The sequence below is a fragment of the Maribacter polysiphoniae genome (assembly GCF_003148665.1).
In the GTDB taxonomy this organism is placed as follows: Bacteria; Bacteroidota; Bacteroidia; order Flavobacteriales; family Flavobacteriaceae; genus Maribacter_A; species Maribacter_A polysiphoniae.
Genome location: NZ_QGGQ01000002.1, coordinates 613,327 through 637,515 on the forward strand (window position 1 = coordinate 613,327; position 24,189 = coordinate 637,515).

The 24,189-nt window shown below is 40.5% G+C and carries 27 protein-coding genes; 7 read left to right on the forward strand and 20 right to left on the reverse strand.

Annotated features, from left to right (window positions below; translation table 11 throughout):
• Positions 1–11: 11 nt before the first annotated feature.
• The 20 genes from rplF to rpsL all read right to left on the reverse strand — a co-directional run bounded on the left by rplF (position 12) and on the right by rpsL (position 10,774).
• Positions 12–554, reverse strand: a complete 543-nt coding sequence (rplF, locus tag LX92_RS06990) for a 50S ribosomal protein L6 (protein ID WP_109649551.1) — start codon at positions 552–554, stop codon at positions 12–14.
• 21 nt (positions 555–575) lie between these two features.
• Positions 576–974, reverse strand: coding sequence for a 30S ribosomal protein S8 (gene rpsH, locus LX92_RS06995; RefSeq protein ID WP_109649552.1), 399 nt, complete (start codon positions 972–974; stop codon positions 576–578).
• A 67-nt stretch (positions 975–1,041) separates the two neighbouring features.
• Positions 1,042–1,311: a 30S ribosomal protein S14 gene (gene rpsN / locus LX92_RS07000; RefSeq protein WP_109649553.1), complete on the reverse strand. Its 270-nt coding sequence runs from the start codon at positions 1,309–1,311 to the stop codon at positions 1,042–1,044.
• A 1-nt stretch (position 1,312) separates the two neighbouring features.
• Complete coding sequence (gene rplE / locus LX92_RS07005) at positions 1,313–1,864, reverse strand: 50S ribosomal protein L5 (RefSeq protein ID WP_109649554.1); 552 nt, start codon at positions 1,862–1,864, stop codon at positions 1,313–1,315.
• 2 nt (positions 1,865–1,866) lie between these two features.
• Positions 1,867–2,181, reverse strand: a complete 315-nt coding sequence (gene rplX, locus LX92_RS07010; protein WP_109649555.1) for a 50S ribosomal protein L24 — start codon at positions 2,179–2,181, stop codon at positions 1,867–1,869.
• 14 nt (positions 2,182–2,195) lie between these two features.
• Positions 2,196–2,564, reverse strand: a complete 369-nt coding sequence (rplN, locus tag LX92_RS07015) for a 50S ribosomal protein L14 (RefSeq protein WP_013993867.1) — start codon at positions 2,562–2,564, stop codon at positions 2,196–2,198.
• A 1-nt stretch (position 2,565) separates the two neighbouring features.
• Positions 2,566–2,823, reverse strand: coding sequence for a 30S ribosomal protein S17 (gene rpsQ / locus LX92_RS07020; protein WP_079510393.1), 258 nt, complete (start codon positions 2,821–2,823; stop codon positions 2,566–2,568).
• Between the two features lie 13 nt (positions 2,824–2,836).
• The gene (rpmC, locus tag LX92_RS07025) at positions 2,837–3,028 is read right to left on the reverse strand and encodes a 50S ribosomal protein L29 (protein WP_109649556.1); all 192 of its coding nucleotides are present in this window, start codon (positions 3,026–3,028) and stop codon (positions 2,837–2,839) included.
• Positions 3,029–3,040: 12 nt separating this feature from the next.
• On the reverse strand, positions 3,041–3,466 hold the full coding sequence (rplP, locus tag LX92_RS07030; RefSeq protein ID WP_109649557.1) for a 50S ribosomal protein L16: 426 nt from the start codon (positions 3,464–3,466) through the stop codon (positions 3,041–3,043).
• Between the two features lie 20 nt (positions 3,467–3,486).
• A complete protein-coding gene (gene rpsC / locus LX92_RS07035; RefSeq protein ID WP_109649558.1) occupies positions 3,487–4,206 on the reverse strand; it encodes a 30S ribosomal protein S3 in 720 nt (239 codons plus the stop codon).
• Position 4,207: 1 nt separating this feature from the next.
• Positions 4,208–4,615, reverse strand: a complete 408-nt coding sequence (gene rplV, locus LX92_RS07040; RefSeq protein ID WP_109649559.1) for a 50S ribosomal protein L22 — start codon at positions 4,613–4,615, stop codon at positions 4,208–4,210.
• A 3-nt stretch (positions 4,616–4,618) separates the two neighbouring features.
• Complete coding sequence (gene rpsS, locus LX92_RS07045; protein WP_109649560.1) at positions 4,619–4,897, reverse strand: 30S ribosomal protein S19; 279 nt, start codon at positions 4,895–4,897, stop codon at positions 4,619–4,621.
• A 12-nt stretch (positions 4,898–4,909) separates the two neighbouring features.
• Positions 4,910–5,734, reverse strand: coding sequence for a 50S ribosomal protein L2 (gene rplB, locus LX92_RS07050; protein WP_109649561.1), 825 nt, complete (start codon positions 5,732–5,734; stop codon positions 4,910–4,912).
• Between the two features lie 9 nt (positions 5,735–5,743).
• The gene (gene rplW, locus LX92_RS07055) at positions 5,744–6,034 is read right to left on the reverse strand and encodes a 50S ribosomal protein L23 (RefSeq protein ID WP_109649562.1); all 291 of its coding nucleotides are present in this window, start codon (positions 6,032–6,034) and stop codon (positions 5,744–5,746) included.
• A 6-nt stretch (positions 6,035–6,040) separates the two neighbouring features.
• Positions 6,041–6,670, reverse strand: a complete 630-nt coding sequence (rplD, locus tag LX92_RS07060; RefSeq protein WP_109649563.1) for a 50S ribosomal protein L4 — start codon at positions 6,668–6,670, stop codon at positions 6,041–6,043.
• On the reverse strand, positions 6,670–7,293 hold the full coding sequence (rplC, locus tag LX92_RS07065; RefSeq protein ID WP_109649564.1) for a 50S ribosomal protein L3: 624 nt from the start codon (positions 7,291–7,293) through the stop codon (positions 6,670–6,672). Before rplC ends, rplD begins: the two co-directional genes overlap by 1 nt.
• 149 nt (positions 7,294–7,442) lie before the next feature.
• Positions 7,443–7,748, reverse strand: a complete 306-nt coding sequence (rpsJ, locus tag LX92_RS07070; RefSeq protein WP_007094989.1) for a 30S ribosomal protein S10 — start codon at positions 7,746–7,748, stop codon at positions 7,443–7,445.
• A 10-nt stretch (positions 7,749–7,758) separates the two neighbouring features.
• Positions 7,759–9,891: an elongation factor G gene (gene fusA / locus LX92_RS07075; protein WP_109649565.1), complete on the reverse strand. Its 2,133-nt coding sequence runs from the start codon at positions 9,889–9,891 to the stop codon at positions 7,759–7,761.
• 6 nt (positions 9,892–9,897) lie between these two features.
• Positions 9,898–10,374, reverse strand: a complete 477-nt coding sequence (gene rpsG / locus LX92_RS07080; RefSeq protein WP_109649566.1) for a 30S ribosomal protein S7 — start codon at positions 10,372–10,374, stop codon at positions 9,898–9,900.
• Between the two features lie 25 nt (positions 10,375–10,399).
• On the reverse strand, positions 10,400–10,774 hold the full coding sequence (rpsL, locus tag LX92_RS07085) for a 30S ribosomal protein S12 (protein ID WP_013305196.1): 375 nt from the start codon (positions 10,772–10,774) through the stop codon (positions 10,400–10,402).
• Positions 10,775–11,203: 429 nt separating this feature from the next.
• On the opposite strand from rpsL, the gene LX92_RS07090 reads away from it, so the two are divergent.
• The 7 genes from LX92_RS07090 to LX92_RS07115 all read left to right on the forward strand — a co-directional run bounded on the left by LX92_RS07090 (position 11,204) and on the right by LX92_RS07115 (position 23,731).
• On the forward strand, positions 11,204–14,425 hold the full coding sequence (locus tag LX92_RS07090) for a SusC/RagA family TonB-linked outer membrane protein (RefSeq protein ID WP_109649567.1): 3,222 nt from the start codon (positions 11,204–11,206) through the stop codon (positions 14,423–14,425).
• 13 nt (positions 14,426–14,438) lie between these two features.
• Complete coding sequence (locus LX92_RS07095) at positions 14,439–15,821, forward strand: SusD/RagB family nutrient-binding outer membrane lipoprotein (RefSeq protein ID WP_109649568.1); 1,383 nt, start codon at positions 14,439–14,441, stop codon at positions 15,819–15,821.
• A gap of 18 nt (positions 15,822–15,839) precedes the next feature.
• A complete protein-coding gene (locus tag LX92_RS07100; RefSeq protein WP_109649569.1) occupies positions 15,840–16,751 on the forward strand; it encodes a DUF1735 domain-containing protein in 912 nt (303 codons plus the stop codon).
• A 688-nt stretch (positions 16,752–17,439) separates the two neighbouring features.
• The gene (locus LX92_RS22385) at positions 17,440–17,577 is read left to right on the forward strand and encodes a hypothetical protein (protein WP_170117801.1); all 138 of its coding nucleotides are present in this window, start codon (positions 17,440–17,442) and stop codon (positions 17,575–17,577) included.
• A 385-nt stretch (positions 17,578–17,962) separates the two neighbouring features.
• Positions 17,963–21,118 carry a SusC/RagA family TonB-linked outer membrane protein gene (locus LX92_RS07105; RefSeq protein ID WP_109649570.1) on the forward strand — a complete coding sequence of 1,052 codons (3,156 nt, stop codon included), beginning with the start codon at positions 17,963–17,965 and terminating at the stop codon, positions 21,116–21,118.
• A gap of 10 nt (positions 21,119–21,128) precedes the next feature.
• Entirely contained in the window at positions 21,129–22,829 is a 1,701-nt protein-coding gene (locus tag LX92_RS07110; protein WP_109649571.1) for a SusD/RagB family nutrient-binding outer membrane lipoprotein, read from the forward strand.
• Positions 22,830–22,846: 17 nt separating this feature from the next.
• Positions 22,847–23,731 (forward strand): hypothetical protein, encoded by an 885-nt coding sequence (locus LX92_RS07115; protein ID WP_109649572.1) that lies wholly within the window; start codon positions 22,847–22,849, stop codon positions 23,729–23,731.
• The last annotated feature ends 458 nt before the right edge of the window (positions 23,732–24,189 follow it).

Genomic DNA, 24,189 nt, shown 5'->3' on the forward strand with positions numbered 1-24,189 from the left:
GATACTTATTATTAAGCTGATTTACCTGCTTTTCTTCTTAATTGTTCTCCTACGAACTTGATTCCTTTTCCTTTGTAAGGTTCTGGTTTACGGAAAGAACGAATCTTTGCCGCTACCTGCCCTACCAATTGTTTGTCAAAAGAGGTAAGCTTTATGATTGGGTTCTTTCCTTTTTCTGAACTAGTCTCTATTTTCACTTCCGGAGCGATGTCCAAAACTATATTGTGTGAAAAACCTAAAGCCAAATCCAATTTCTGTCCTTGATGGCTGGCCCTATAACCAACACCTACCAATTCAAGCTCCTTGGTCCAACCTTTGGAAACTCCTTCGACCATATTTAAAACAAGTGACCTGTAAAGACCGTGTTTTGATTTGGAATCTATCGAATCCGATGGTCTTGTAACCCAAGCTTGTCCGTCTTCAATCTTTATAGCCACACCAGAAAACTCTTGAGTCAACTCACCCAGTTTACCTTTTACAGTAACCACATTCTCTTTTACATCTATAGTCACTCCTTCTGGAATTGCTATCGGATTATTACCTATTCTTGACATTTTTTTACTCTTTATATAGTATTAATACACATAGCATAAAACCTCGCCACCTACGTTTTCCTTCTTGGCCTGCTTACTGGTCATTACCCCATGGGAGGTAGAGACAATGGCTATTCCCAAACCGTTCAACACCCTGGGCATATCACCGGAATTGGCATATTTACGTAGACCTGGCTTACTTATACGTTGTATTTTCTTAATTACAGGTTCTTTCGTTTCCTTGTCATATTTCAAAGCAATCTTAATCGACCCCTGAACTTTGTCCTCTTCAAATTTGTAACTCAGGATATATCCTTGATCGAATAATATCTTAGTTATCTCTTTCTTAACATTGGAAGCAGGAATTTCAACCACCCGATGTCCGGCTGAACTGGCATTTCTAACTCGTGTTAAATAATCTGCTATAGTATCTGTTACCATTTTTATTAAATTCGGTGACGGTTTTTAGCAATATCGCTAAACCTGAAACCAGTTTATTTATTTTTAATTACCAGCTGGCTTTTTTGACTCCGGGAATCAAACCTTGATTGGCCATTTCCCTGAATGTTACCCTTGAAATACCAAAAGTCCTCATGTACCCTTTAGGTCTTCCAGTAAGTTTACAACGATTGTGCATACGAACAGGAGAAGCGTTTTTTGGCAATTTTTGAAGTGCTTCATAGTCACCTGCCTCTTTTAAGGCTTTACGCTTTTCAGCATATTTAGCAACTGTTCTCGCCCTTTTTCTTTCACGGGCCTTCATTGATTCTTTAGCCATACTAATTCTTTTTAAAAGGTAATCCTAATTCTGTTAATAATGATTTTGCTTCTTTGTCTGTTGGCGCAGAAGTTACAAAGGTAATATCCATCCCATTGATTCTATTGATCTTGTCAATATTAATCTCAGGGAAAATTATTTGTTCGGTTACACCCAAACTATAATTACCACGACCATCAAAGCCCGTTGCTCGAATTCCTTGAAAATCCCGAACCCTAGGCAAAGCAGAAGTCACTAGGCGATCTAAAAATTCGTACATTCTCTCACCACGTAAAGTTACTTTGGCACCAATTGGCATCCCTTTACGTAATTTGAATGCAGCGACATCCTTTTTAGACATGGTTGAGACTGCTTTTTGACCGGTTATCATAGTCAATTCATCAACTGCGTGATCAATCAACTTCTTATCGGCCACGGCAGCACCAACACCTCTACTAACCACGATTTTCTCTAATTTAGGTACTTGCATTACATTTTTGTAACCAAATTCCTCTTTAAGCGCATCAACGATACGCTCTTTATATTCTTTCTTTAATCTTGCAACGTAAGCCATAACTAAATTACTTCATTGGATTTCTTAGCAAACCTGATCTTCTTACCATCCCTTACTTCCAAACCTACCCTAGTAGCTTCGCTTGATTTTGGATCAATCAACGACAAATTGGAAACATGGATAGGAGCTTCTTTCTTAACAATACCACCTTGAGGATTGTTAGCACTTGGTTTCTCATGTTTGGAAACCATATTGGCTCCTTCTACGATAGCCTTGTTCTTTTCGATCAACACCTTTGTCACTTTACCTTCCGTACCTTTATGGTCTCCGGCAATGATCCTAACGGTATCTCCTGTTCTTATCTTTAACTTTTTCATTGTAGTATTAAATATTAAAGCACCTCTGGGGCCAATGATACAATCTTCATGAATTGCTTGTCGCGCAACTCCCTGGCCACTGGTCCAAAAACACGGGTACCTCTCATTTCACCGGTAGGATTCAATAATACGCAAGCATTGTCATCAAAACGAATATATGAACCATCCGGTCTTCTAACTTCTTTTTTGGTTCGTACCACAACTGCGGTAGAAACTGCTCCTTTTTTGATACCCCCATTTGGTGTAGCCTCTTTAACGGTAACAACGATTTTGTCTCCAATAGAAGCATATCGCCTTTTTGTACCACCGAGAACTCTAATGGTCAAAACCTCTTTTGCTCCAGTATTGTCTGCTACTTTTAGTCTTGATTCTTGCTGTAACATATTATTTAGCTCTTTCTAGGATTTCTACTAACCTCCAACATTTGGTCTTACTCATGGGACGGGTCTCCATAATTTTCACGGTATCACCGATATTACAATCGTTCTTTTCGTCGTGAGCAACATATTTCTTTGTTTTCAAAACGAACTTACCGTACATCGGGTGTTTTACTCTTTTTACTTCTGCCACAACAATGGATTTCTCCATTTTGTCACTAGTAACAACCCCTACTCTCTCTTTTCTTAAGTTTCTTTTTTCCATAAAGCAGAACCAATTATTGGTTTTCCCTATTAGTTATTTCAGTAGCCAATCTTGCAACCGTTCTTCTTACTTTCTTTATCTGAAGCGGATTCTCCAACGGAGTAACAAAATGTGCCATTTTCAAATCAGCGTATTGCTTCTTATACTCAGCAAGCTTTCCCGTAAGTTCCTCGACAGATAACTTTTTAATTTCTAAATTTTTCATGATTCCTTACGATTAATTCTCATCTGTATAATCCCTTGCAATAACAAACTTTGTCTTTACAGGCAACTTTTGTGCTGCCAAACGCAAGGCTTCCTTCGCAATTTCCTGGCTAACCCCACCAACTTCGAACATAATCCTACCTGGTTTTACCACGGCAACAAAATATTCAGGGGCACCCTTACCTTTACCCATACGTACTTCCAATGGTTTTTTGGTAATTGGCTTATCTGGGAATATTTTAATCCACAATTGTCCTTCCCTCTTCATAAATCTTGTTGCCGCAATACGGGCTGCCTCAATTTGACGGGAAGTCAAAAATGATGAATCCAAGGATTTAATGCCAAACATACCATTTGAAAGCTGATGACCCCTTCCAGAGTTACCCTTCATACGGCCCTTCTGCATTTTACGAAACTTGGTTCTTTTCGGTTGTAACATTTCTTTACTTCTTTAAAAAATTACTTTCTACGACGTTGCTTTCTCTGACCGTCTTGCTTCCCACCTTTTCCACCTTGGCCTTTTTGCATTCCAACCAATGGGGAAAGTTCTCTCTTACCATAAACCTCACCTTTCATGATCCACACTTTAATACCTAATCTTCCATAGGTGGTGTGCGCTTCATGCAAAGCATAATCTATGTCAGCCCTGAAAGTGGACAATGGGATACGACCATCTTTATAGGATTCGGATCTAGCCATTTCAGCACCATTCAAACGTCCTGAAATCTGAACCTTTATTCCTTCTGCATTCATTCGCATTGCAGCAGCGATAGACATTTTAATAGCCCTTCTAAAGGAAATTCTACTTTCAATCTGTCTCGCTATACTCGCAGCAACCAAATTCGCATCAACCTCTGGCCTCTTGATCTCAAATATATTGATCTGAACTTCTTTATTGGTAATCTTCTTAAGCTCTTCTTTCAGCTTGTCAACCTCTTGACCTCCTTTACCAATAATGATACCTGGTCTAGCCGTTGTAACCGTAACGGTTATCAACTTCAACGTACGTTCGATAATCACCCTAGAGACACTTGCCTTAGAAAGACGTGCGTGAATATACTTTCTTATCTTATCGTCTTCAGCCAGCTTATCACCATAATCATTTCCACCGTACCAGTTAGATTCCCATCCTCTGATTATTCCAAGACGATTTCCTATCGGATTTGTTTTCTGTCCCATTCTAGCTTGCTGTATTATTATTAGATCCCAATACCAATGTTACATGGTTTGAACGTTTTCTTATTCTATGCGCTCTACCTTGCGGGGCCGGACGCAATCTTTTCAACATGGTTCCACTATCTACCCTTATCTCTTTTACGATAAGCTCAGCTTCCTCCATATTGGCATCTTCATTCTTAGCTTGCCAGTTTGCCAAAGCTGATAAAAGCAATTTCTCCAATTTTCGAGAAGCTTCCTTCGAATTGAATTTTAAGATAGCCAAAGCTTTCTCAACCTCCACACCCCTGATCAAATCAGCTACCAACCGCATCTTTCTTGGCGATGTTGGGCAGTTATTCAATTTAGCAAAAGCCAATTGTTTCTTTTCAGCCTTGATTCTTTCGGCCATTTGTCTTTTTCGAACTCCCATAGCTTACTTTTTACCTTTATTCTTAGCCCCTGCATGACCCCTAAAAGATCGTGTTGGAGAAAATTCGCCTAATTTGTGACCTACCATATTCTCAGTAACATATACCGGAACAAATTGTCTACCATTATGAACTGCAACTGTCAACCCTACAAAATCAGGAGTAATCATTGAAGCCCTTGACCACGTCTTTATGACGCTTTTCTTACCGGAGGTTACAGTTTGTTGGATTTTCTTTTCCAAGCTATAATGAACGTAAGGTCCTTTTTTTAATGAACGTGCCATTTGTTTTTCTTTTTATTTCTTTCTACGTTCTAATATATATCTATTCGTGCTCTTGGTTTTAGAACGAGTTCTAAATCCTTTTGCAGGAATTCCGTTTTTAGATCTTGGATGACCACCGGAAGCCCTACCTTCACCACCACCCATTGGGTGATCCACAGGGTTCATCGCTACAGGCCGTGTTCTTGGCCTTCTTCCCAACCATCTACTTCTACCAGCCTTACCGGAAACCAACAATTGGTGATCCGAATTGGACACAGCCCCAATAGTTGCTAAGCATTCAGACAAAATAAGTCTTGTCTCCCCTGATGGTAATTTCACGGTAACAAACTTACCTTCCTTCGCCATCAATTGGGCAAATGTACCGGCACTACGTGCCATAACAGCCCCTTGACCTGGCCTTAACTCTATACAAGAGATAATCGTACCCAATGGAATACTTTTCAAAGGCAAAGCATTTCCGATCTCTGGAGCAGCAGTCTCACCAGACGATACTGTCTGACCAACTTCCAAACCGTTTTGTGCGATCACATAACGTTTTTCTCCATCAACATATTCCAACAACGCTATAAAAGCGGTTCTGTTCGGATCATATTGAATTGATTTTACAGTAGAAACAACACCTTGTTTGTCTCTCTTGAAATCAATGACACGATACCTTCTCTTGTGACCCCCACCTCTGTGGCGTATGGTCATCTTTCCTTGACTGTTTCTACCTCCTGACTTTTTTAACGGAGCGAGTAAGCTCTTCTCCGGCTTATCAGTAGTAATGGAGTCAAACCCATTTACTACTCTAAAACGCTGTCCTGGAGTGATTGGTTTTAATTTTCTAACTGACATTTTTTGTCTTTATAGATTACTGTAAAAATCAATTATATCACCTTCTACAACATCAACGATCGCTTTTTTAATAGCATTCGTCTTACCATGCTGAATACCGGTTTTGGTATATCTTGTCTTTCTGCTAGGACCATAGTTCATGGTTCTTACCTTTTTCACAGAAACACCGTAAGTTGCCTCTACAGCATCCTTGATTTGAATTTTGTTCGCCTTAGGATCCACAACGAAACCATAACGATTATGCAACTCGCTATCCGCAGTCATTTTTTCCGTTATAATTGGCTTTATCAACACACTCATGGTTTCCTATTTATTTAAGTTCGTTTCAATTCCTTCCAAAGAACCTTCCAACAATACTATATTATTTGCGTTTAATATCTTGTAAGTGCTTAATTCTGTGTTAGTTATAACTTCAGAATCTGCCAAATTACGCGAAGACAAATATACACCATTATTTGAATCACCCAACACAAATAAAGATTTTTTGTCTTGAAGTCCTAAAGACTTCAGAATCTGTACAAAATCCTTGGTTTTGGGAGCGTCAAAATCAAAATCCTCAACAACCATGATAGACTGCTCTTTTGTCTTAAGACTTAAAGCGGATTTTCTGGCCAAACGCTTAACGTTCTTGTTCAGTTTTTGGGTATAATCCTTAGGTCTTGGGCCAAAAATACGACCACCACCCCTAAAAATTGGCGATTTAATACTACCTGCCCTAGCGGTACCCGTACCCTTTTGCTTTTTGATCTTACGTGTACTACCGGAAATCTCACCACGTTCCTTAGCCTTGTGCGTTCCTTGTCTCTGATGAGCCAAATACTGCTTTACATCAAGGTAAATTGCGTGATTGTTCGGTTCTATAGCGAAAACATTATCCGAAAGGTCTACCTTTCTTCCTGTTTCTTTTCCTTTAATATCTAAAACTGCTACTTTCATTACTGCCACCTTTTAATGGTTACATAAGCGTTCTTATGACCAGGAACACAACCTTTTACCACTAAAAGATTTTTCTCTGGAACTACTTTTAAAACTTTAAGGTTTTGAACTGTCACCTTATCACCACCCATTCTACCGGCCATTTTCATTCCCTTGAACACTCTCGCAGGATATGAAGCGGCACCAATGGAACCTGGAGCTCTAAGTCTGTTGTGCTGACCGTGGGTCGCTTGGCCTACACCAGCAAAACCGTGTCTTTTCACAACACCTTGAAAACCTTTACCTTTTGACGTTCCAATTACGTCAACAAATTCACCTTCCAAAAACACATCAACTCCTACTGTGTCTCCCAATTTGTACCCATCTGCAAAACCTTGGAACTCAACGACTTTTTTCTTGGGAGAAGCACCTGCTTTTTTAAAGTGACCGACTTCGGCCTTATTAGCACGTTTTTCTGCCTTGTCATCGAAACCAAGCTGAAGGGCGTTATACCCATCAACCTCTTCGGTTCTGACTTGGGTAACTACGCATGGTCCTGCTTCAATGACAGTACAGGGAACATTCTTCCCATTCTCGTCAAAGATGCTGGTCATACCTACTTTTCTTCCTATTAACCCAGACATATTATTACTATTTATTAATTACTATTGATTATTTTCAAAAAAACAGGGCCAAAAATAATTCAGCCCTGAATTTATCTTTGTTTCCGTTTTTCCCTCGCACGCAGCTTGGGACATGTTAGCCCCACTTCTATCTGAAGCGGAACATTTACTTAGACCTTGATCTCGACCTCTACACCACTAGGAAGCTCTAACTTCATAAGGGCATCGATGGTTTTTGATGAAGAACTGTATATATCCAACAACCGTTTATAAGAACTCAATTGAAATTGCTCCCTTGATTTCTTATTTACGTGTGGAGAACGTAGCACAGTAAATATCTTTTTATGTGTTGGCAAAGGAATAGGTCCTGTAACCACCGCACCTGTAGTCTTTACCGTTTTAACGATTTTCTCAGCAGACTTATCCACCAAGTTATGATCGTAAGATTTTAGTTTTATTCTAATTTTTTGACTCATCTTCTAAAAATTAAGCGGTTATCCCCCTTGCTGCTTTAATTACTTCTTCTGCGATATTCGATGGTGTCTCAGCGTAATGCGAGAATTCCATAGTAGAGGTTGCCCTACCTGACGAAAGTGTTCTTAATGAAGTAACATATCCAAACATTTCCGAAAGAGGAACCGTTCCTTTTACAACTTTAGAACCTGCCCTGTCTCCCATATCGGAAATCGTACCCCTTCTTCGGTTAAGATCCCCAACAATATCACCCATGTTTTCTTCTGGAGTCAATACCTCCAATTTCATGATAGGCTCCATGATTACAGCACCTGCAGCTTTTCCTGCAGCTTTGTAACCCATTTTGGCAGCTAATTCAAAGGACAATGCATCAGAATCCACAGGGTGGAAAGATCCATCCTTAAGAACAACCTTCATTGTATCCATTTCATAACCGGCAAGTGGTCCATTTTTCATGGCAGCCTGGAAACCTTTTTCTACAGAAGGAATAAATTCCTTTGGAATTCGACCCCCTTTGATTTGATCAACAAACTGTAAACCTGTACCTTCGAAATCATCATCCGCAGGACCCATTTCGAAAACAATATCACCAAACTTACCACGACCACCGGATTGCTTCTTATAAGTCTCCCTATGTGCAGCGGTTTTCGTTAAAGCTTCTTTATATTCAACCTGAGGCTCACCTTGGTTTACCTCCACTTTGAATTCACGTCTTAATCGATCTACAATAATATCCAAGTGAAGCTCACCCATACCGGATATGATTGTTTGACCTGAAGACTCATCAGTTTTAACTTGGAATGTTGGATCTTCCTCAGCCAATTTAGCCAAAGCCATACCCAATTTATCAACATCAACCTTAGTCTTAGGCTCAACTGCAATACCAATAACCGGATCAGGAAAGTCCATACTCTCCAAGACTATTGGATGCTTTTCAGCTGACATGGTATCACCGGTCTTAATATCCTTAAAACCAACTGCGGCACCTATATCACCCGCTTCAATATAATCGATGGCATTCTGTTTATTGGAATGCATTTGATAAATACGCGAAATACGTTCTTTCTTACCTGAACGATTGTTCAAGATATAAGAACCGGCATCCAAACGACCTGAATACGTTCTAAAGAAAGCCAAACGACCCACAAAAGGATCAGTAGCAATCTTAAATGCCAATGCAGCAAACGGCTCCTTAACATCCGGCTTACGAGTTTCCTCTTTACCTGTATCAGGATTTACGCCTACAATAGCCTCCTTATCCATAGGGGATGGCAAATACCTACATACGGCATCCAATAAAAACTGAACACCTTTATTCTTGAATGAAGAACCACAGATCATAGGAATGATGGCCCTATCCATTACAGCGGCCCTTAGCGCAGCATGCACCTCGTCCTCTGTAATCGAATCCTCATCCTCGAAAAATTTCTCCATCAAATTTTCATCGTATTCCGCAACAGCCTCAATAAGGGCCGCCCGATACTCATGAACCTCTTCCTTCATTTCCTCAGGAATGTCCACGACATCAAAAGTGGAACCGAAATTATCCTCATGCCAAACGATAGCCCTATTCTTGGCCAAGTCAACAACACCTCTAAAATCAGCTTCATCACCAATTGGCAATACGATAGGAACCGCATTGGAACCCAACATCTCCTTTACTTGCTTACAAACCATAAGGAAGTTAGAGCCTTGGCGATCCATTTTGTTCACAAAACCGATACGAGGCACTTTATAATTATCAGCCAGTCTCCAGTTAGTCTCTGATTGTGGCTCAACACCATCCACAGCACTAAAAAGAAAAACCAGACCATCCAAAACCCTTAGCGAACGGTTTACCTCAACGGTAAAATCAACGTGTCCGGGAGTATCTATAATGTTAAAGTGAAAAGGCTTGGTCTCATCGGTAACCTTTCCGTTTTTCATCGGAAAGTTCCATTCACAGGTTGTAGCCGCAGAGGTAATGGTAATACCACGCTCTTGCTCCTGCTCCATCCAATCCATGGTAGCCGCACCATCGTGCACCTCACCTATTTTATGACTAACACCCGTATAAAACAATATACGCTCTGTAGTCGTGGTCTTACCCGCATCAATATGCGCCGCAATACCTATATTTCTTGTATATCTTAAATCTCTTGCCATTCCTGATTAAAATCTAAAGTGAGAGAATGCTTTGTTCGCTTCGGCCATTTTATGGGTATCAACCCTTTTCTTAACCGCTGCACCTTCTTCTTTTGAAGCTGCCAAAATCTCAGCCGCCAACTTTTGAGCCATACCCTTTTCATTACGCTTACGCGCAAAACTGATCAGCCATTTCATAGCTGTGGATATTTTTCTGTCGGGTCTGATCTGCATAGGTATCTGGAAGGTAGCACCACCAACTCTCCTACTTCTTACTTCAACATGGGGCATAACATTGGAAAGTGCATCTTTCCACAACTCCAACGCTGTCTTTTCTTCATCAGTATTCTTTTCCTCAACTATATCTATAGCATCATAAAACACGTTAAACGCCACTGACTTCTTACCATCCCACATCATCATATTCACAAAACGTGTTACCAACTGGTCGTTAAACCTTGGATCGGGTAAAATTGGTCTTTTCTTTGCCTGTCTTTTTCTCATTGCTGTCTTTTAAAAAAAGTTTTGATTACTTCTTAGGTCTTTTTGCTCCATACTTAGACCTACGTTGGGTCCTACCAGCAACACCGGCAGTATCCAGAGCACCTCTGACAATATGATACCTAACACCTGGCAAATCTTTTACTCTTCCGCCCCTTACCAATACTATCGAGTGCTCTTGCAAGTTGTGTCCTTCACCTGGAATATAAGCGTTAACTTCCTTTCCATTGGTTAACCTTACCCTAGCCACTTTTCTCATGGCAGAGTTTGGTTTCTTAGGAGTTGTTGTATATACCCTAGTACATACACCTCTCCTTTGAGGACACGAATCCAAAGCAGCCGATTTACTCTTCTTGGTAATCGTGGCCCTTCCTTTTCGTACTAATTGTGAAATTGTTGGCATACTATATATTAATGTATAAATATTTTACCCTTCGTTTAAGGGCTGGCAAATGTAGCAATATTTCATTATAATTCAAATACATATAGATTAATTTTAAAGTTTTTTTGAATGCATGCAAAAAAACTGGAATATTCTTCCCCAACAAACCCCTGCTCCAAATCTTCAAAATCCCCACCTTGTATATCGTAATTAACACTTAATAAAAATGCACTCCAAAACCCATTTTATTAAATTTTCATTTCCAAAAAATTAATAATATTATCATATTTTCATTATGATTGAGTTTCCTTGAACTATCCATATTTTATAACAAAAACATTTAGGAAAGTTGCATTATTTGCAACAGATCTTAAAATATTATTAAAATAAACTTGCTTTATTAACTTAATATTAAGATTTTAGCCCCCAACTAATTCAAATATTATAAAAATGAAAACAAATTTGAGTGGAATCTTAACGCTGCTATTGGCGTTTGTTGTGCACATATCGTTTGCACAGGAGAAAACGATTTCCGGTATGGTCTCAGACCAAAGTGGGCTACCACTACCTGGAGTAAATATCGTTGTGGTAGGTACAACTAATGGTACCCAGACCGATTTTGATGGTAACTACACTATTAAGGCATCAGAAGGTCAAACACTATTGTTTACCTATATTGGTCAAAAGGAAATGCGCAAAAAAGTTGGTGCAGGGAACAGCATCAACGTTCAAATGGAAGATGACGCACAAGCCCTTGACGAAGTAGTGGTTACCGCTGTAGGTATAACAAGGAGTCAAAAAGGCCTAGGTTACAACGTACAGAGTGTAGAGGCCGAGGCCATTAGTGTAAAACCTAATGCTGACCTTGTAAACTCCCTTTCCGGTGCCACATCAGGTGTCCAAATTGTAAGTGCTTCAGGTGAAGCCGGTGCTTCTACCTTTATTACAATTAGGGGGTCGTCTTCAATTACAGGAAACAACCAACCTTTATTTATCGTCAATGGCCAGCCCATTGATACAGGTGGTGGAGACAGTGGAACCGGTGGAGTGAATACTTCAAACCGTACCATTGACATCAACCCTGATGATATCGCTAGCCTTTCCGTATTGAAAGGTGGTGCTGCAACAGCCCTTTATGGGGTACGTGCTGCAAACGGGGCGATTATCATCACCACAAAATCAGGTAAGAACCTTACTGAAAGAAGAATTGAATTCCATACCTCAATCGGTGTTGATGTAGTATCCCATCTGCCTGCAAGGCAAAAGAAATATGCCCAAGGCCAAGCAGGTGTTTGGATAAGTGGTAATGCAGATTCTTGGGGACCTGAAATCTCCAGTTTGGAATATGATGGTGACACTTCATACCGATGGGACCCCAAAGGCAGTTTAGTGCCTAAAGGTACAGGAAACGGAACCCCTGCCCAGTATTATGATCCCTATGATTTTTTCCAAAATGGATATCAACTAAACAATCGTTTCAGTATCAGTAATGGTACGGAACAAGGCGATTATTACTTTTCAATGTCCAATTTGGAACAGGAAGGGATCATACCGAATAACACCTATGGTAGAACCACCCTACGTTTAAACGGTTCCACCAAAATTTCTGACAAGATCACGTTTGGGGCAAATATGGCCTATACCAATTCAAGAGCCGTACAAATCCAAAAAGGATCGAACGTATCCGGTATTATGCTTGGACTTTTAAGAACAGCCGCTAGTTTTGACAATAGCGCAGGCTATGAATTTGCTGATGGCACACAACGTAATTATAGAAACGGTGGCGGGTATGACAACCCATACTGGACTGCGAACAACATCGCCTATGAGGAAGATGTAAACCGTTTTACCGGTAACATCAACCTAAACGTTCAATTTACCGATGAATTAAGTTTGGTTTATAATACCGGTATCGATTGGTACAATACCAAATATACAGATACGTTCAAAATCGGTTCTAGGGCTCAAACCTCAGGATACTATAAGGAGTTTATGGATTTCAATAGTGTCTTTAACTCAGATCTATTGTTAACCTATAGAAAGGATATTTCGGATAAATTCAATATGAGCGCCACCATTGGTAACAACTTCTTCTCCGATTACTACAAGTATTTACGCGGTGATGCTACAGGTTTGGAAATTCCTGATTTTTATCAGTTGAACAACTCCAGTTCCAATACCACATCAACTTTTACGGCGAATTATAGGACCTCAGCCGTTTTTGCGGATTTACAATTCTCGTACGACGATATGATCTTTTTAGGGTTTACAGGTAGAAATGATTGGTCAACGACCATGCCACAGCAGAACAAATCAGCGTTCTATCCTTCCGCCAGTTTAGGTTTCGTCTTTAGTGAAATAGGAGACCTAAAGAGTGATTTCTTTAGTTTTGGTAAATTAAGGGCATCAGCCGCACGTACCGCAAACATCGCACCAGCGTACAGTACGAGTAACTATTACGAGGCAGCTAATGGTGGTGACGGTTGGACAGGTGATGATGAGGGTATTTCTTACAGATTCCCATATCAAGATAAAACTTCCTTTTTTATTGATGACGATTTAGGTAATGCCGATTTGAAACACGAGACCCAGGATACTTGGGAAGTTGGTGCAGACCTTCGCTTTTTCAAAAGTAGGTTAGGACTTGATTTTACGTATTTCAAAAACACCAACACCGACTTGTTAATGCCGGTACCTATCGCAGCTACATCTGGGTTTAATACGGTTTATTTGAATGCTGCCTCCATGGAATCTAAAGGTATTGAAATCAGTGTGAACGCCACTCCCATAAAAACAGAGAATTTTACTTGGGATTTTGTTGCCAATTATACTCAATTCAAGAATCCCGTAACCGCTTTAGCGGATGGTGTTGACAACGTCTTCCTAGGAGGATTTACCGTACCTCAAGTACGTGCCGTTGTTGGCGAGGAATACCGAAGTATCTTTGGGGAAGACTGGTATAGAGACTCAAACGGAAACGTTTTGATCAATGATGACCCCACGGATAGCTATAGGGACGGGTACCCAATGAACAATACCGCCCAAGGTTTGGTACCTATCGGAAACTTTAACCCGGATTGGACAGCAAACATCACCAACTCCATTTCCTACAAGAACCTATCCTTGTCTTTCTTGATAGACATTAAAAAAGGAGGGGTAATGTACAACGGTACCGCTTTTGCCATGAATAAATTCGGGGTAAGTAAGCGAACTGAAAAAAGGGAAGTTTATTATAACACCGATGGAAGTATCAATTTTGACACTACACCAGAAGAGAACTTAGTTGTAATGGACGGGGTTTACGGACATATTGATGCCAATGGTGATGTGGTTAGCAGTGGTGTTACCAACGTAACGCCCGTTGTCCAAGACCAAGAATGGTTCCAAGGACAAGGAAGTAACTTTGGTGGTGGACCATCTATTGCGGCTATGGAGCCAGCAGATTGGGTACGACTTAGGGATTTAACCTTTGCTTACAACCTACCAGAAATCGGTGACGTCATCAAAGGTGGACAAATATATTTCTCAGGTAGAAACCTTTGGATAGACACCCCTTATTCCGGTATCGACCCAGAAACCAATCTAGGTGGAGCTACCAACGCCCAGGGTATGGATTACTTCAATAGCCCTGGTACCAGGAGCTATACCTTAGGCCTTAAATTGACATTCTAAAAAAAAATAGATCATGAAAAAAAATAGAAATATAACTTATAAAGGGCTGGTACTTATTCTGTCAGTATTTGTCCTAACCATATCTTGCGAGAAGTGGAATGATTCCGACATCAATATTGATCCGGACAAACCATCAGATGTATCGATGGCCTTAATCCTTCCTGGAGTTCAGCAATCCATGGGATTCAATCTTGTTGGGAACAACACAGTGAGAACCAATAATATTTGGATGCAAATTTTTGAAGGGGTTGATCGTCAGTCCTTTACCGAAGGAAGATATCAAATAACAGCTGCCGATACTGGTAACGGTTTCGAACCCATGTATACTGAAATGATGATGAATTTAGGTATCATTATTGACAAAGCGGATGACGAAGGCGTGGAGTCCCCCCATTTTGCGGGTGTGGCCCAGGTTCTAACAGCAACTACTTTAGGTATTGGCACCGATTTATTCGGTGACATGCCCTATACAGAAGCTTTTAAAGGAGGAGATCTTGTTTATAGTCCTGTATACGACACACAGGAATCCCTTTACGGAACTGTCAATACGCTTCTAGATCAAGCAATCGGTAATTTAAACAGCGCCACTAACGTCATCGATGTTGAAGGAGATGTTATTTACGACGGTGATATCGATCTATGGAAGAAGGCTGCCTATTCGATTAAAGCAAGACACGCAATCCAATTATCCGCTAAAAATGGAAATGCAGCCTATACAGCGGCCTTAGCAGCTGTCTCCAATGGTTTTACTTCCAATGACGATGATATGTTGGTTCCTTGGGAAGATGCAAACAAAAATCCTCTCTACCAATTTATGGATGAAAGGGGGGATATCAGGATGGGTGCCTTTTTAATCGACTTGTTATTGGCCACTGACGATCCTAGATTACCTTTTTATGCAGAAAAAGACGATGACGGCAATTATACAGGAAGCGCCCTTAGAGCCCAGAATGCAAAAGCTTCCAAACTGGGTTCTAATCTTGCAGGTTCTGACGCCCCAACAAAGTTGATGACCTACTCCGAATTGAAGTTCATTGAGGCCGAGGCTAGATTGGGTCTTGGACAAGCAGGTGCCCAAGAAGCGTATGAAGAAGCAGTAGCCGCTTCCGTATTGCGAGTGACCGGTGATGCCAACACCGCTTGGTTGGATGCCAATATCAATGGTGATCCTGTTACCTTGGAGAAATTAATGATACAGAAGTATATTGATGGCGCTGCCACCAACCAACCCTATGCTGATTATAGAAGAACTGGGCTTCCTAGCCTTACTTTGGCATCGGATGCAGTTCTTAGCGAAATCCCTGTAAGATTTCCTTACCCGCAATCCGAATTGGATTACAATACCCAAAATGTACCTTCTGTTACACTATTAACCAAAGTTTGGTGGGATCAATAATCTTTAAAAACTAAAAAAATGATGAAAAAAATAATAAAACGTTTTGCTTTTGTAGCAGTTTCAGCGGTTCTCCTCGTATCATGTGATTGGGACGAAGATAATTTCGCAGCGCTATCAAATAGTCCAGATCCCAATGCAACCTATTATGTTCAATTTAAGGATGCTTCCAAAAGTTTAGAATCAGGCGTTTCTGAATCAGGGGATTTGGTAGACATAGAAACCACAATCATTGTAAACATACTAGGATTGCCACAGGCACAGGACATTACAGTTAATCTCACCCTTGACCCTGCGTCTACTATCGACGAAAGTATGTATGAACTATCGGCTTCATCGATTACCATTCCTGCGGGTTCTGCAGGTGGATTGGTTACACTAACCACTAATACAGAATTGATGCCAGTGGGTGAAGAATTGGATTTAATTTTGAATATGGATGCAGGTGCCAACTCGGCAACGGCTGGCCTTCAATTGACTTATAACTTGTTACGAATAGCATTTTGCCCTTTAGAAAATGGGGCTGTTGATTTAGAAGGCACCTACACCGCCACCAGTGATCTTAACGGTTATGGCGATGCCATTTCCGCTGTTGCAGATGGGGAGACCCTTATGATTTCCGGACTGGGAGTTTCATTCATCGAAGGCTTCTGGGGTGAACCCGTTATTGCCAGTGAAGCAATCTCTGCTGAAGTTGCTGGAAACGGTGGAATAACAATTCCGAGACAATACATCTACACCACAACCTATGAAGGCGCACCGTATGACTACGAAATTGCCGGCACTGGAAAGTGGACGAATTGTGATGCCAAACCAACATTAATAATTGATTACGATATTTATTATGTTGGTGATACTGATGGTCTTGGAAAACAATATTATCCTACCTATTTAGCATCAGAGACCTTAGGAGGTACTTTTACCATGAACTAAGATTATTTACATTACCAATAAAGACCAAGGGGCATTAATTAAATTTAATGCCCCTTTTTCTATACTATAAAACCAAATTCAAGGAACATAGAACCTGTCATATCTAAACTCACACACCATAAAAAAACACTACGCCCCTCTTTACTTTCCCTAAAAAACTATTCACAACACAATAGAACCAGACTAAAATCCATTATCACAGGGGGTTTACACACCCTTTATTCAATTGGACAACCTTTCTTTATCCGTTATCAACAAACAGAATAATCCCAAGTCCCATTCAATTACAAAACAACAACTAAAAAAAGACCCCTATAAAGCCCTAAGAGAGCCAATCAATACACAAGACGGTATATTCCATCAGTCACACACAAAAGCCCCTAAAGAGTTTCCAGTGTGGCAAACAAAGCTTAATCCCTAAAAAGTTAGACATACTTCTTAAAATCACCAGTCCCATAATAAATGTAAAAGTACTTCTAAAGGAAAAGAAGCCATGTTGCTTTATTGGCTCGAACCAGAATCCAAGAATCCTATTCCATCCCAAAATATTCAAACGACACAGTATAGTCATCCCGACAATTCCTACAATATACTACAACTTAGATACCCATTAAACTTACAAGTAAAATCCAACAGTTAATATACTACCTATCAACAAAATATTCTTTGTAAACAACCAAGGACACCAATGACGAAAGTCCAAAAGAACAACCCTAACAAATTCCAAAAAGAGTCCGTTTCCTTAATATATGAGACCACCAAAATCATAACCTTTCTTGGTTGGAAATCACCCAAAAGAACCTTAACAGAAGAAATCGATTATTGACACCTTACGATTTATCAAAAAAATTCGAAAATTAATCAATAACCATGCCTTATTTGGACATTATATTCACAAGTAAGGCCTTTTAGTTAAGATTTATGCGTCATTTTTCTTAATTCCTTAAGCTATTCTTCTTCTACAATTTTCATATTCACAATTACCTGTCTTTTTTAAATAATCATATTATTTTATTCTTACTTTTTTAACATTTTTATTATGTTTTCTATATTTTTTGAAATTTCTATGCTTTCTATGTTTTTTTACAACATTTTTATTGGTTTTTGTTATGTTTTTAATCTCAAATTCTTAAAATATAGTTAACATTAATTGGATTGCCAACATGAAATAGTGAATTTTGCACCTGCTAAATCAAATAATCACCCGAGCAATGAAAACAAATCTTAGTGGAATCCTTACGCTATTATTAACGTTTATTGTGCACATTTCATTTGCACAAGAAAAAACGATTTCCGGTATTGTAACAGATCAATCCGGCATTCCGTTACCAGGCGTCAACATTCTAATCCAAAATACCACACAAGGTACCCAAACCGACTTTGACGGTAACTATACCCTACAGGCTGATGTAGGGCAAACTGTCTTATTCTCCTACCTTGGTTTTAAAAACACTTCCATCGTAGTCGGAACCTCAAGTACGATCAATATACAAATGGAGGAAGATGCACAAGCATTGGATGAAGTTGTCGTAACAGCTTTAGGTATTAAAAGAAACCCCAGATCACTAGGGTATTCGGTAAAGTCCGTCGAAGCTGAAGCCATTACAAAAAACTCCGAACCCGATTTGATAAAATCACTTAACGGCAAAGTGCCCGGGGTAAACGTCAATGTATCCACTGGTGTTGCCGGGGCTTCCAACAAAATAAGCATAAGGGGAACTACTTCGTTCCAAGGAGGCAACCAACCTCTCTTTGTTGTTGACGGAACCCCCTACAGCAACGACCAAATAACCACTTCCAGTCAGGTCACTGGCGGTGGCGGTTATGAAACCGGTATTTCATCCTTAGACCCCAACGATATCGCCAATATAGAGGTCCTAAAAGGAGCGGTGGCCGCAGCACTCTATGGTTCCAGGGCCGTAAACGGTGTTATTGTCGTTACCACCAAATCTGGAAAATCAGGTGGATCGTCAAACAAAAAAATGGAAGTATCACTGAACACGGGTGTATATTTCGAACAAATTGCCAATCTTCCAGATTACCAAAACACCTATGGAAACGGTTCCAATTTCAACTATAGCAATGCGAACGGTTCTTGGGGCGCAAGATTCGACTCCATGGAAACCATACCGACTTGGCCAAATTTACTTAAAGCATTTCCAGATCAATTTGGACCCACCGTACCCTATGTCGCACAACCAAATAACGTTAGGAATCTATTTAAAACCGGGTTTGTAGCAGATAATTCAATAAACATTGGTTCTGCCAACGAAAATTCCAATTTCAACCTTACTTTTTCCAATTTGGACCAACAGGGATATATTCCGTATAACTCCTATAAAAGGACCAATATTTCCACTGGGGGTAATTTCAAACTGGAGAACGGCTTACAGGTCGGAGCCAACATCAGTTATTCCGACAGCTATCAAGTAGGCCCCTTTCTTGGGGAAAACCAATACTCCGGTGCCGCTTCCTCTTTCGCCAGAACACTGGTACTAGGTAGAACATGGGACCTAAGCCTTCCTTACGAAGATGCCAATGGAGCACCGGTTGCCCCCAATGATGGTTGGGACCACCCCCTATGGTCTTGGGAACACAACCAAATTAGGACCGGTGTAAACAGGACCGTTGCCAATATAAATTTCGCATACGACTTTAACGAACATATTAATGCCCGATACCAACTCGGTATCAACAAATACGATTTAGCCCGTGTAGAAATAACCGATAAGGGCTCTAGAGCCGCTTCAGGTACAGGCAGGGTGGTAACCGACGACTATGGTAGTGAAGAAATTGAATCGACCTTCGTAGTCACCTTCAATTATGATTTGACCGATGACCTGAACATGAACTTTTTGGTAGGAAATAATGTAAACCAAATCTCAAGCCATCGCGTAGGTTACACAGGAACCAACCTAATTGCCGATGATATCTTTACCATCAATAACACAGCCAATGTCGTATCCGATTACGATTTGACCGAGAGAAAAAGAATCGTTGGTGTGTTTGGTGATTTGGGATTGTCCTACAAAAAATATCTTTTCCTAAATACTACCGCAAGAAACGACTGGTCTTCTACACTCCCTAAATCCAACAACAGCTTCCTATACCCTTCTGTTTCTTCCTCCTTTATATTTACAGAGGCTTTTGGAATAGAGAATGACATTCTTAGTTACGGTAAGATAAGGGGTGGTTGGGCCAATGTGAGCAGGGATGCGGACCCTTACCAAATAAACAAAATCTTTAGTGTAGGAACAGTGTATGCCGAACAACCCTCTGTATACGTACCGTATACACTGGGCAACCCTGACTTAAAACCGGAGAACACCGAAGAATTTGAAGTAGGTCTTGACCTGGAACTGTTTAAGAAAAGAGCTATTGTCGATTTTACGTGGTACAAGAAAACCACAACAGACCTTATTTCCGAAGTCAATGTTCCAACCTCTTCAGGTTACTCCTCCCTTTTGACGAATATCGGTGAAATGGAAAATACGGGTATTGAAGTAGGTCTAAAACTGATTCCCATTCGAACCGAGAACTTTAAATGGTCGACTTTCACTTCATTTACCAAAAACAAGAACATGGTAAACAAATTGATTGAAGGTCTTGATAGATTTCCAATCAACGTAAACGAGATTGCCTTTGTTGACGAAGGCCAACCCTTCGGTGTATTTTACGGTTCCGCTTTCGCAAGGGATGATGAAGGGAATTATTTGATCGAAGAGGGTGCCGGTGGCATCTTACAGGCCTTGGAAAATCAAGTAATAGGTGACCCTAATCCTGATTTCAAAGTAGGTTTCACCAACACATTCAAGTATAAAACATTAAGCCTACAGGCTCAATTTGACTGGAAAGAAGGAGGGGACATTTCCTCTACAACAATCGCCTCCCTTTTAGGAAGAGGTGTCACTAAGGACACCGAGGACCGGGAACGCACCTTTATCATTCCAGGAGTTTACGGAAACCCCACTACAGGGGAAGCCATTCTTGACGGGTCCGGAAATAAAATCCCGAATACGACCCAATTAACAATGAACAACCTGTATTTCTCCCCCACAACCAATAGCAACACTTTCGCAATCAACTCCGTTGATGAAGCCTCTATTTATGATGGTACCGTATTTAGGTTAAGGGAAATTTCATTGACCTATGACATTCCAAAAGAGTTTTTAGAAAACACCTTTATCGGGTCCATGACTTTTTCATTGGTAGGGAACAACCTATGGTTTTATGCCCCCAACATACCCAAGTACACGAATTTTGACCCTGATGTAAATGCATATGGGTCTGGTAACCTACAGGGTATTGAAGTCCAATCCGCACCAAGTTCAAAAAGATACGGATTTAAACTAAATATAAAATTCTAATAAAAAAAGCATGAAAAATATATTTAAAATCAATCTGAAGAACCACACCTTGGCCATCGTAGTATTGGTGTCTTTACTGCTCTGCAATTGTAGTGACTATTTGGACGTAAATACAGACCCGAACAATCCGACGGTTGCCCCCCTGGACCAACTTTTGACGGACACGCAGAGAAACTTCAACAGCATTACCGAATTTAGATTGTATATGGCCGAGGTGCTTTCCACCTATGTACATCAACTTACATCCAGGGAGGAACAGGATCAATACGGCACTAAGCCAGACAATGCCAATATCCATAATTCATGGGACGATGCTTATTCGGTAATAACCGAGGCCGATATCATTATTGAGCAAGGTACCGCTGAAAATGAAATGATCATTGTCGGTATGGCCAAGATCCTTAAAGGATACACCGCAACCATCATCGCCGATATTTGGGGCGATGCCCCCTATTCTGAAGCTTCCAAACTTGCCACAGGAACAGTTAGTCCGGTATTCGATGATCAAAATTCCATTTATGCGAATGCCCTTTCACTAATTGATGAAGGTCTCGCCAATATCAATAGTGGACAAGGATCGAATCCTGACACACAGGATTTGTTTTATAATGGAAGCATCCCCCAATGGAACAAATTCGTTAACACCCTAAAATTAAAATTGTATAATGAGATTCGGTTATCCCCAATGTTCGATGCAAGTAAATTAAATGCCTTACTAGCGGCTAACAATTTCATGGAGAGCAGCAGTGATGATTTTGAATTTCCTTATTCCACCACACAATCACCTGCAGAGGAAAGAAATCCACTTTTTAGGGCGTCTTACTTAACAGGACAAACCGCCCACTATGCCAGTCCATGGTTCTATGAAATCCTAAAAGGATGGAACCCCAGGATACACAATGGCATTGAAGACCCAAGGCTTGCTTATTATTTCTTCAACCAATTAACCCCTGGTCAATTACCCCCCGATGCCGGAGACCCTGAAACGGGCGACCCAAAAGCTGATTACTGGGACAGAAGCACAGGGTTTCATTCCATTAGATTTGGAAGTGTGGGTCCAAACAGGGATTTTTCAAGTAGAAAATCCTCCACCTACCCAGGAATATACCCTTGCGGGGGAAGATATGACGACGGTTTAGGTGGTGATGCCGATGTTGATGCCGGGACAGGCGCTGCACCCCATAGGCTTCTGACCTATCACGAATCTTTGTTTATCATGGCTGAATTAATACAAGCCGAGGTAATCCCAGGTGATGCTAGAGCTATTTTGGAGGAGGCTATGACCGCGGCATTCAAAAAAGTGGATGATGTAGTCGCAAATTCCGAAACCACTCAAACAGTACCCAAACTTATAGGATCCACTGCTGTAGATGATTTTATTACCGGAATTCTGACTGAGTTCGATGCTGCTTCCGCAACCAAGAAAATGGAGATTATCATGACCCAAAAATGGGTATCTACTTTTGGCGATCCATTTGACCAGTACAATGATTACAGAAGAACAGGATTCCCCATATTGGCAGACCCACTTGGAGACTCCCCGGAATACCAATTGGACAATGGGGACGACTGGCCCTTGATCGATAGTGAAACCACATTGACAAGACCCTTTCAGGTCTCCTTATTCTGGCCACAATCCGAATTGAACGTCAATGAAAATGCACCTGCCCAAAAAGATGCAACTGCCTATAAAATATTTTGGGACAATTAATCCATAAAAACATTATAATGAGAAATCTATATATTTCAAGTCTCCTTTTAGCCCTTTTTGCGCTAAACATATCATGTGATGACGATGGGGGAACATCATCGAAAAATTTAAGCCAAGGGGCATTAACCAATCTCACCTTGGCAAGTGGGAGTCCTGAATTCATTATTAATAGCACTTTTGCCAATACGGAACTTAAGTTCAGCGTGGATTTAAGTTTCGGCGACCCAGAATCCTTTGATTTAAAAGCACTCTATAAAACTTTTGGCGGGGAGTTCTACGGGCCGGTAACCATCGATGAGAATGTAAGCAGTTTCCCAAAAGACTATGTGCTAACGGGATCTGAAGTCATCAGTGCGTTTACCGAGATCAATTCCGTATCCGATATGAATGCAGGGGATAACATATTATTCTACGCCTCATTCACCATGAAAGATGGCAGGGTACTGGAAACTTTAAACACCAAAGGCGAACCAAATTATTACGCCTCCGATTTCAATCAAATTGGAGACAATAATTATTTCCTTGCCTATCCTGTAACTTGTGCCCCACAACCTGGGATCTATAGAATTGAAATGCATGATGCGTATGATGATGGGTGGCAGACTAATGATGACAACGGTGGAAACGGAATCCAATTGATTTTGGACGGTGAACTTACAGCAGAAGTAGGGCTGTGCAATCCGTATGTAGATAGCCCCTATAATTGTGTCGGGGATTATACCGATGGCATTGACACGGTAACCATTCCGGAAGGAACAGCCATAGCCTTATGGCAATTCCCTGGAGACCAATATGGTGAAATCAGTTTTGAAATTTATGGCCCTAATGATGAGCTGCTATTGGCATCCGGACCGGGTGAAGCCGCATCAGGCCCCTTAACGGTAATTTTATGCGCCGAATAACCTAAACACCCTTAACGTATTTGCAAAAACCACCTTTAACGAGGTGGTTTTTTTATTGCTTTTTACTTAAGGCCTAAGCAACCCGAATAAACCGTTATAAAGAACCCTGCGACGGCGAAACAGCATCTACAAGAGCAAAAGCCAAGTTCCCTAATTAAGCAAAACCAAGCATATTTCAAGGCCACAAAAATGAAATGAAAGAATGAATGCCTATTTAAGTACACCATGACATCATCCAAAAAGGCATTCAAGCGGCCCCTCTAATTTTCCCTTAACCTAAACCCAACACTCCAATACCTCATTATCTTATGACTAAAACCCATCATAAAAATGGTTTTATTAGGTCATTTTAAAATTGAGAAGAATATTCGCACTAAAGCAAACCCGAATTTTCAAAAAGGGTGATTTACAATCAATGTAGGCTTTTTCTTATCTTTTTATGTAATACCTCTTAAATC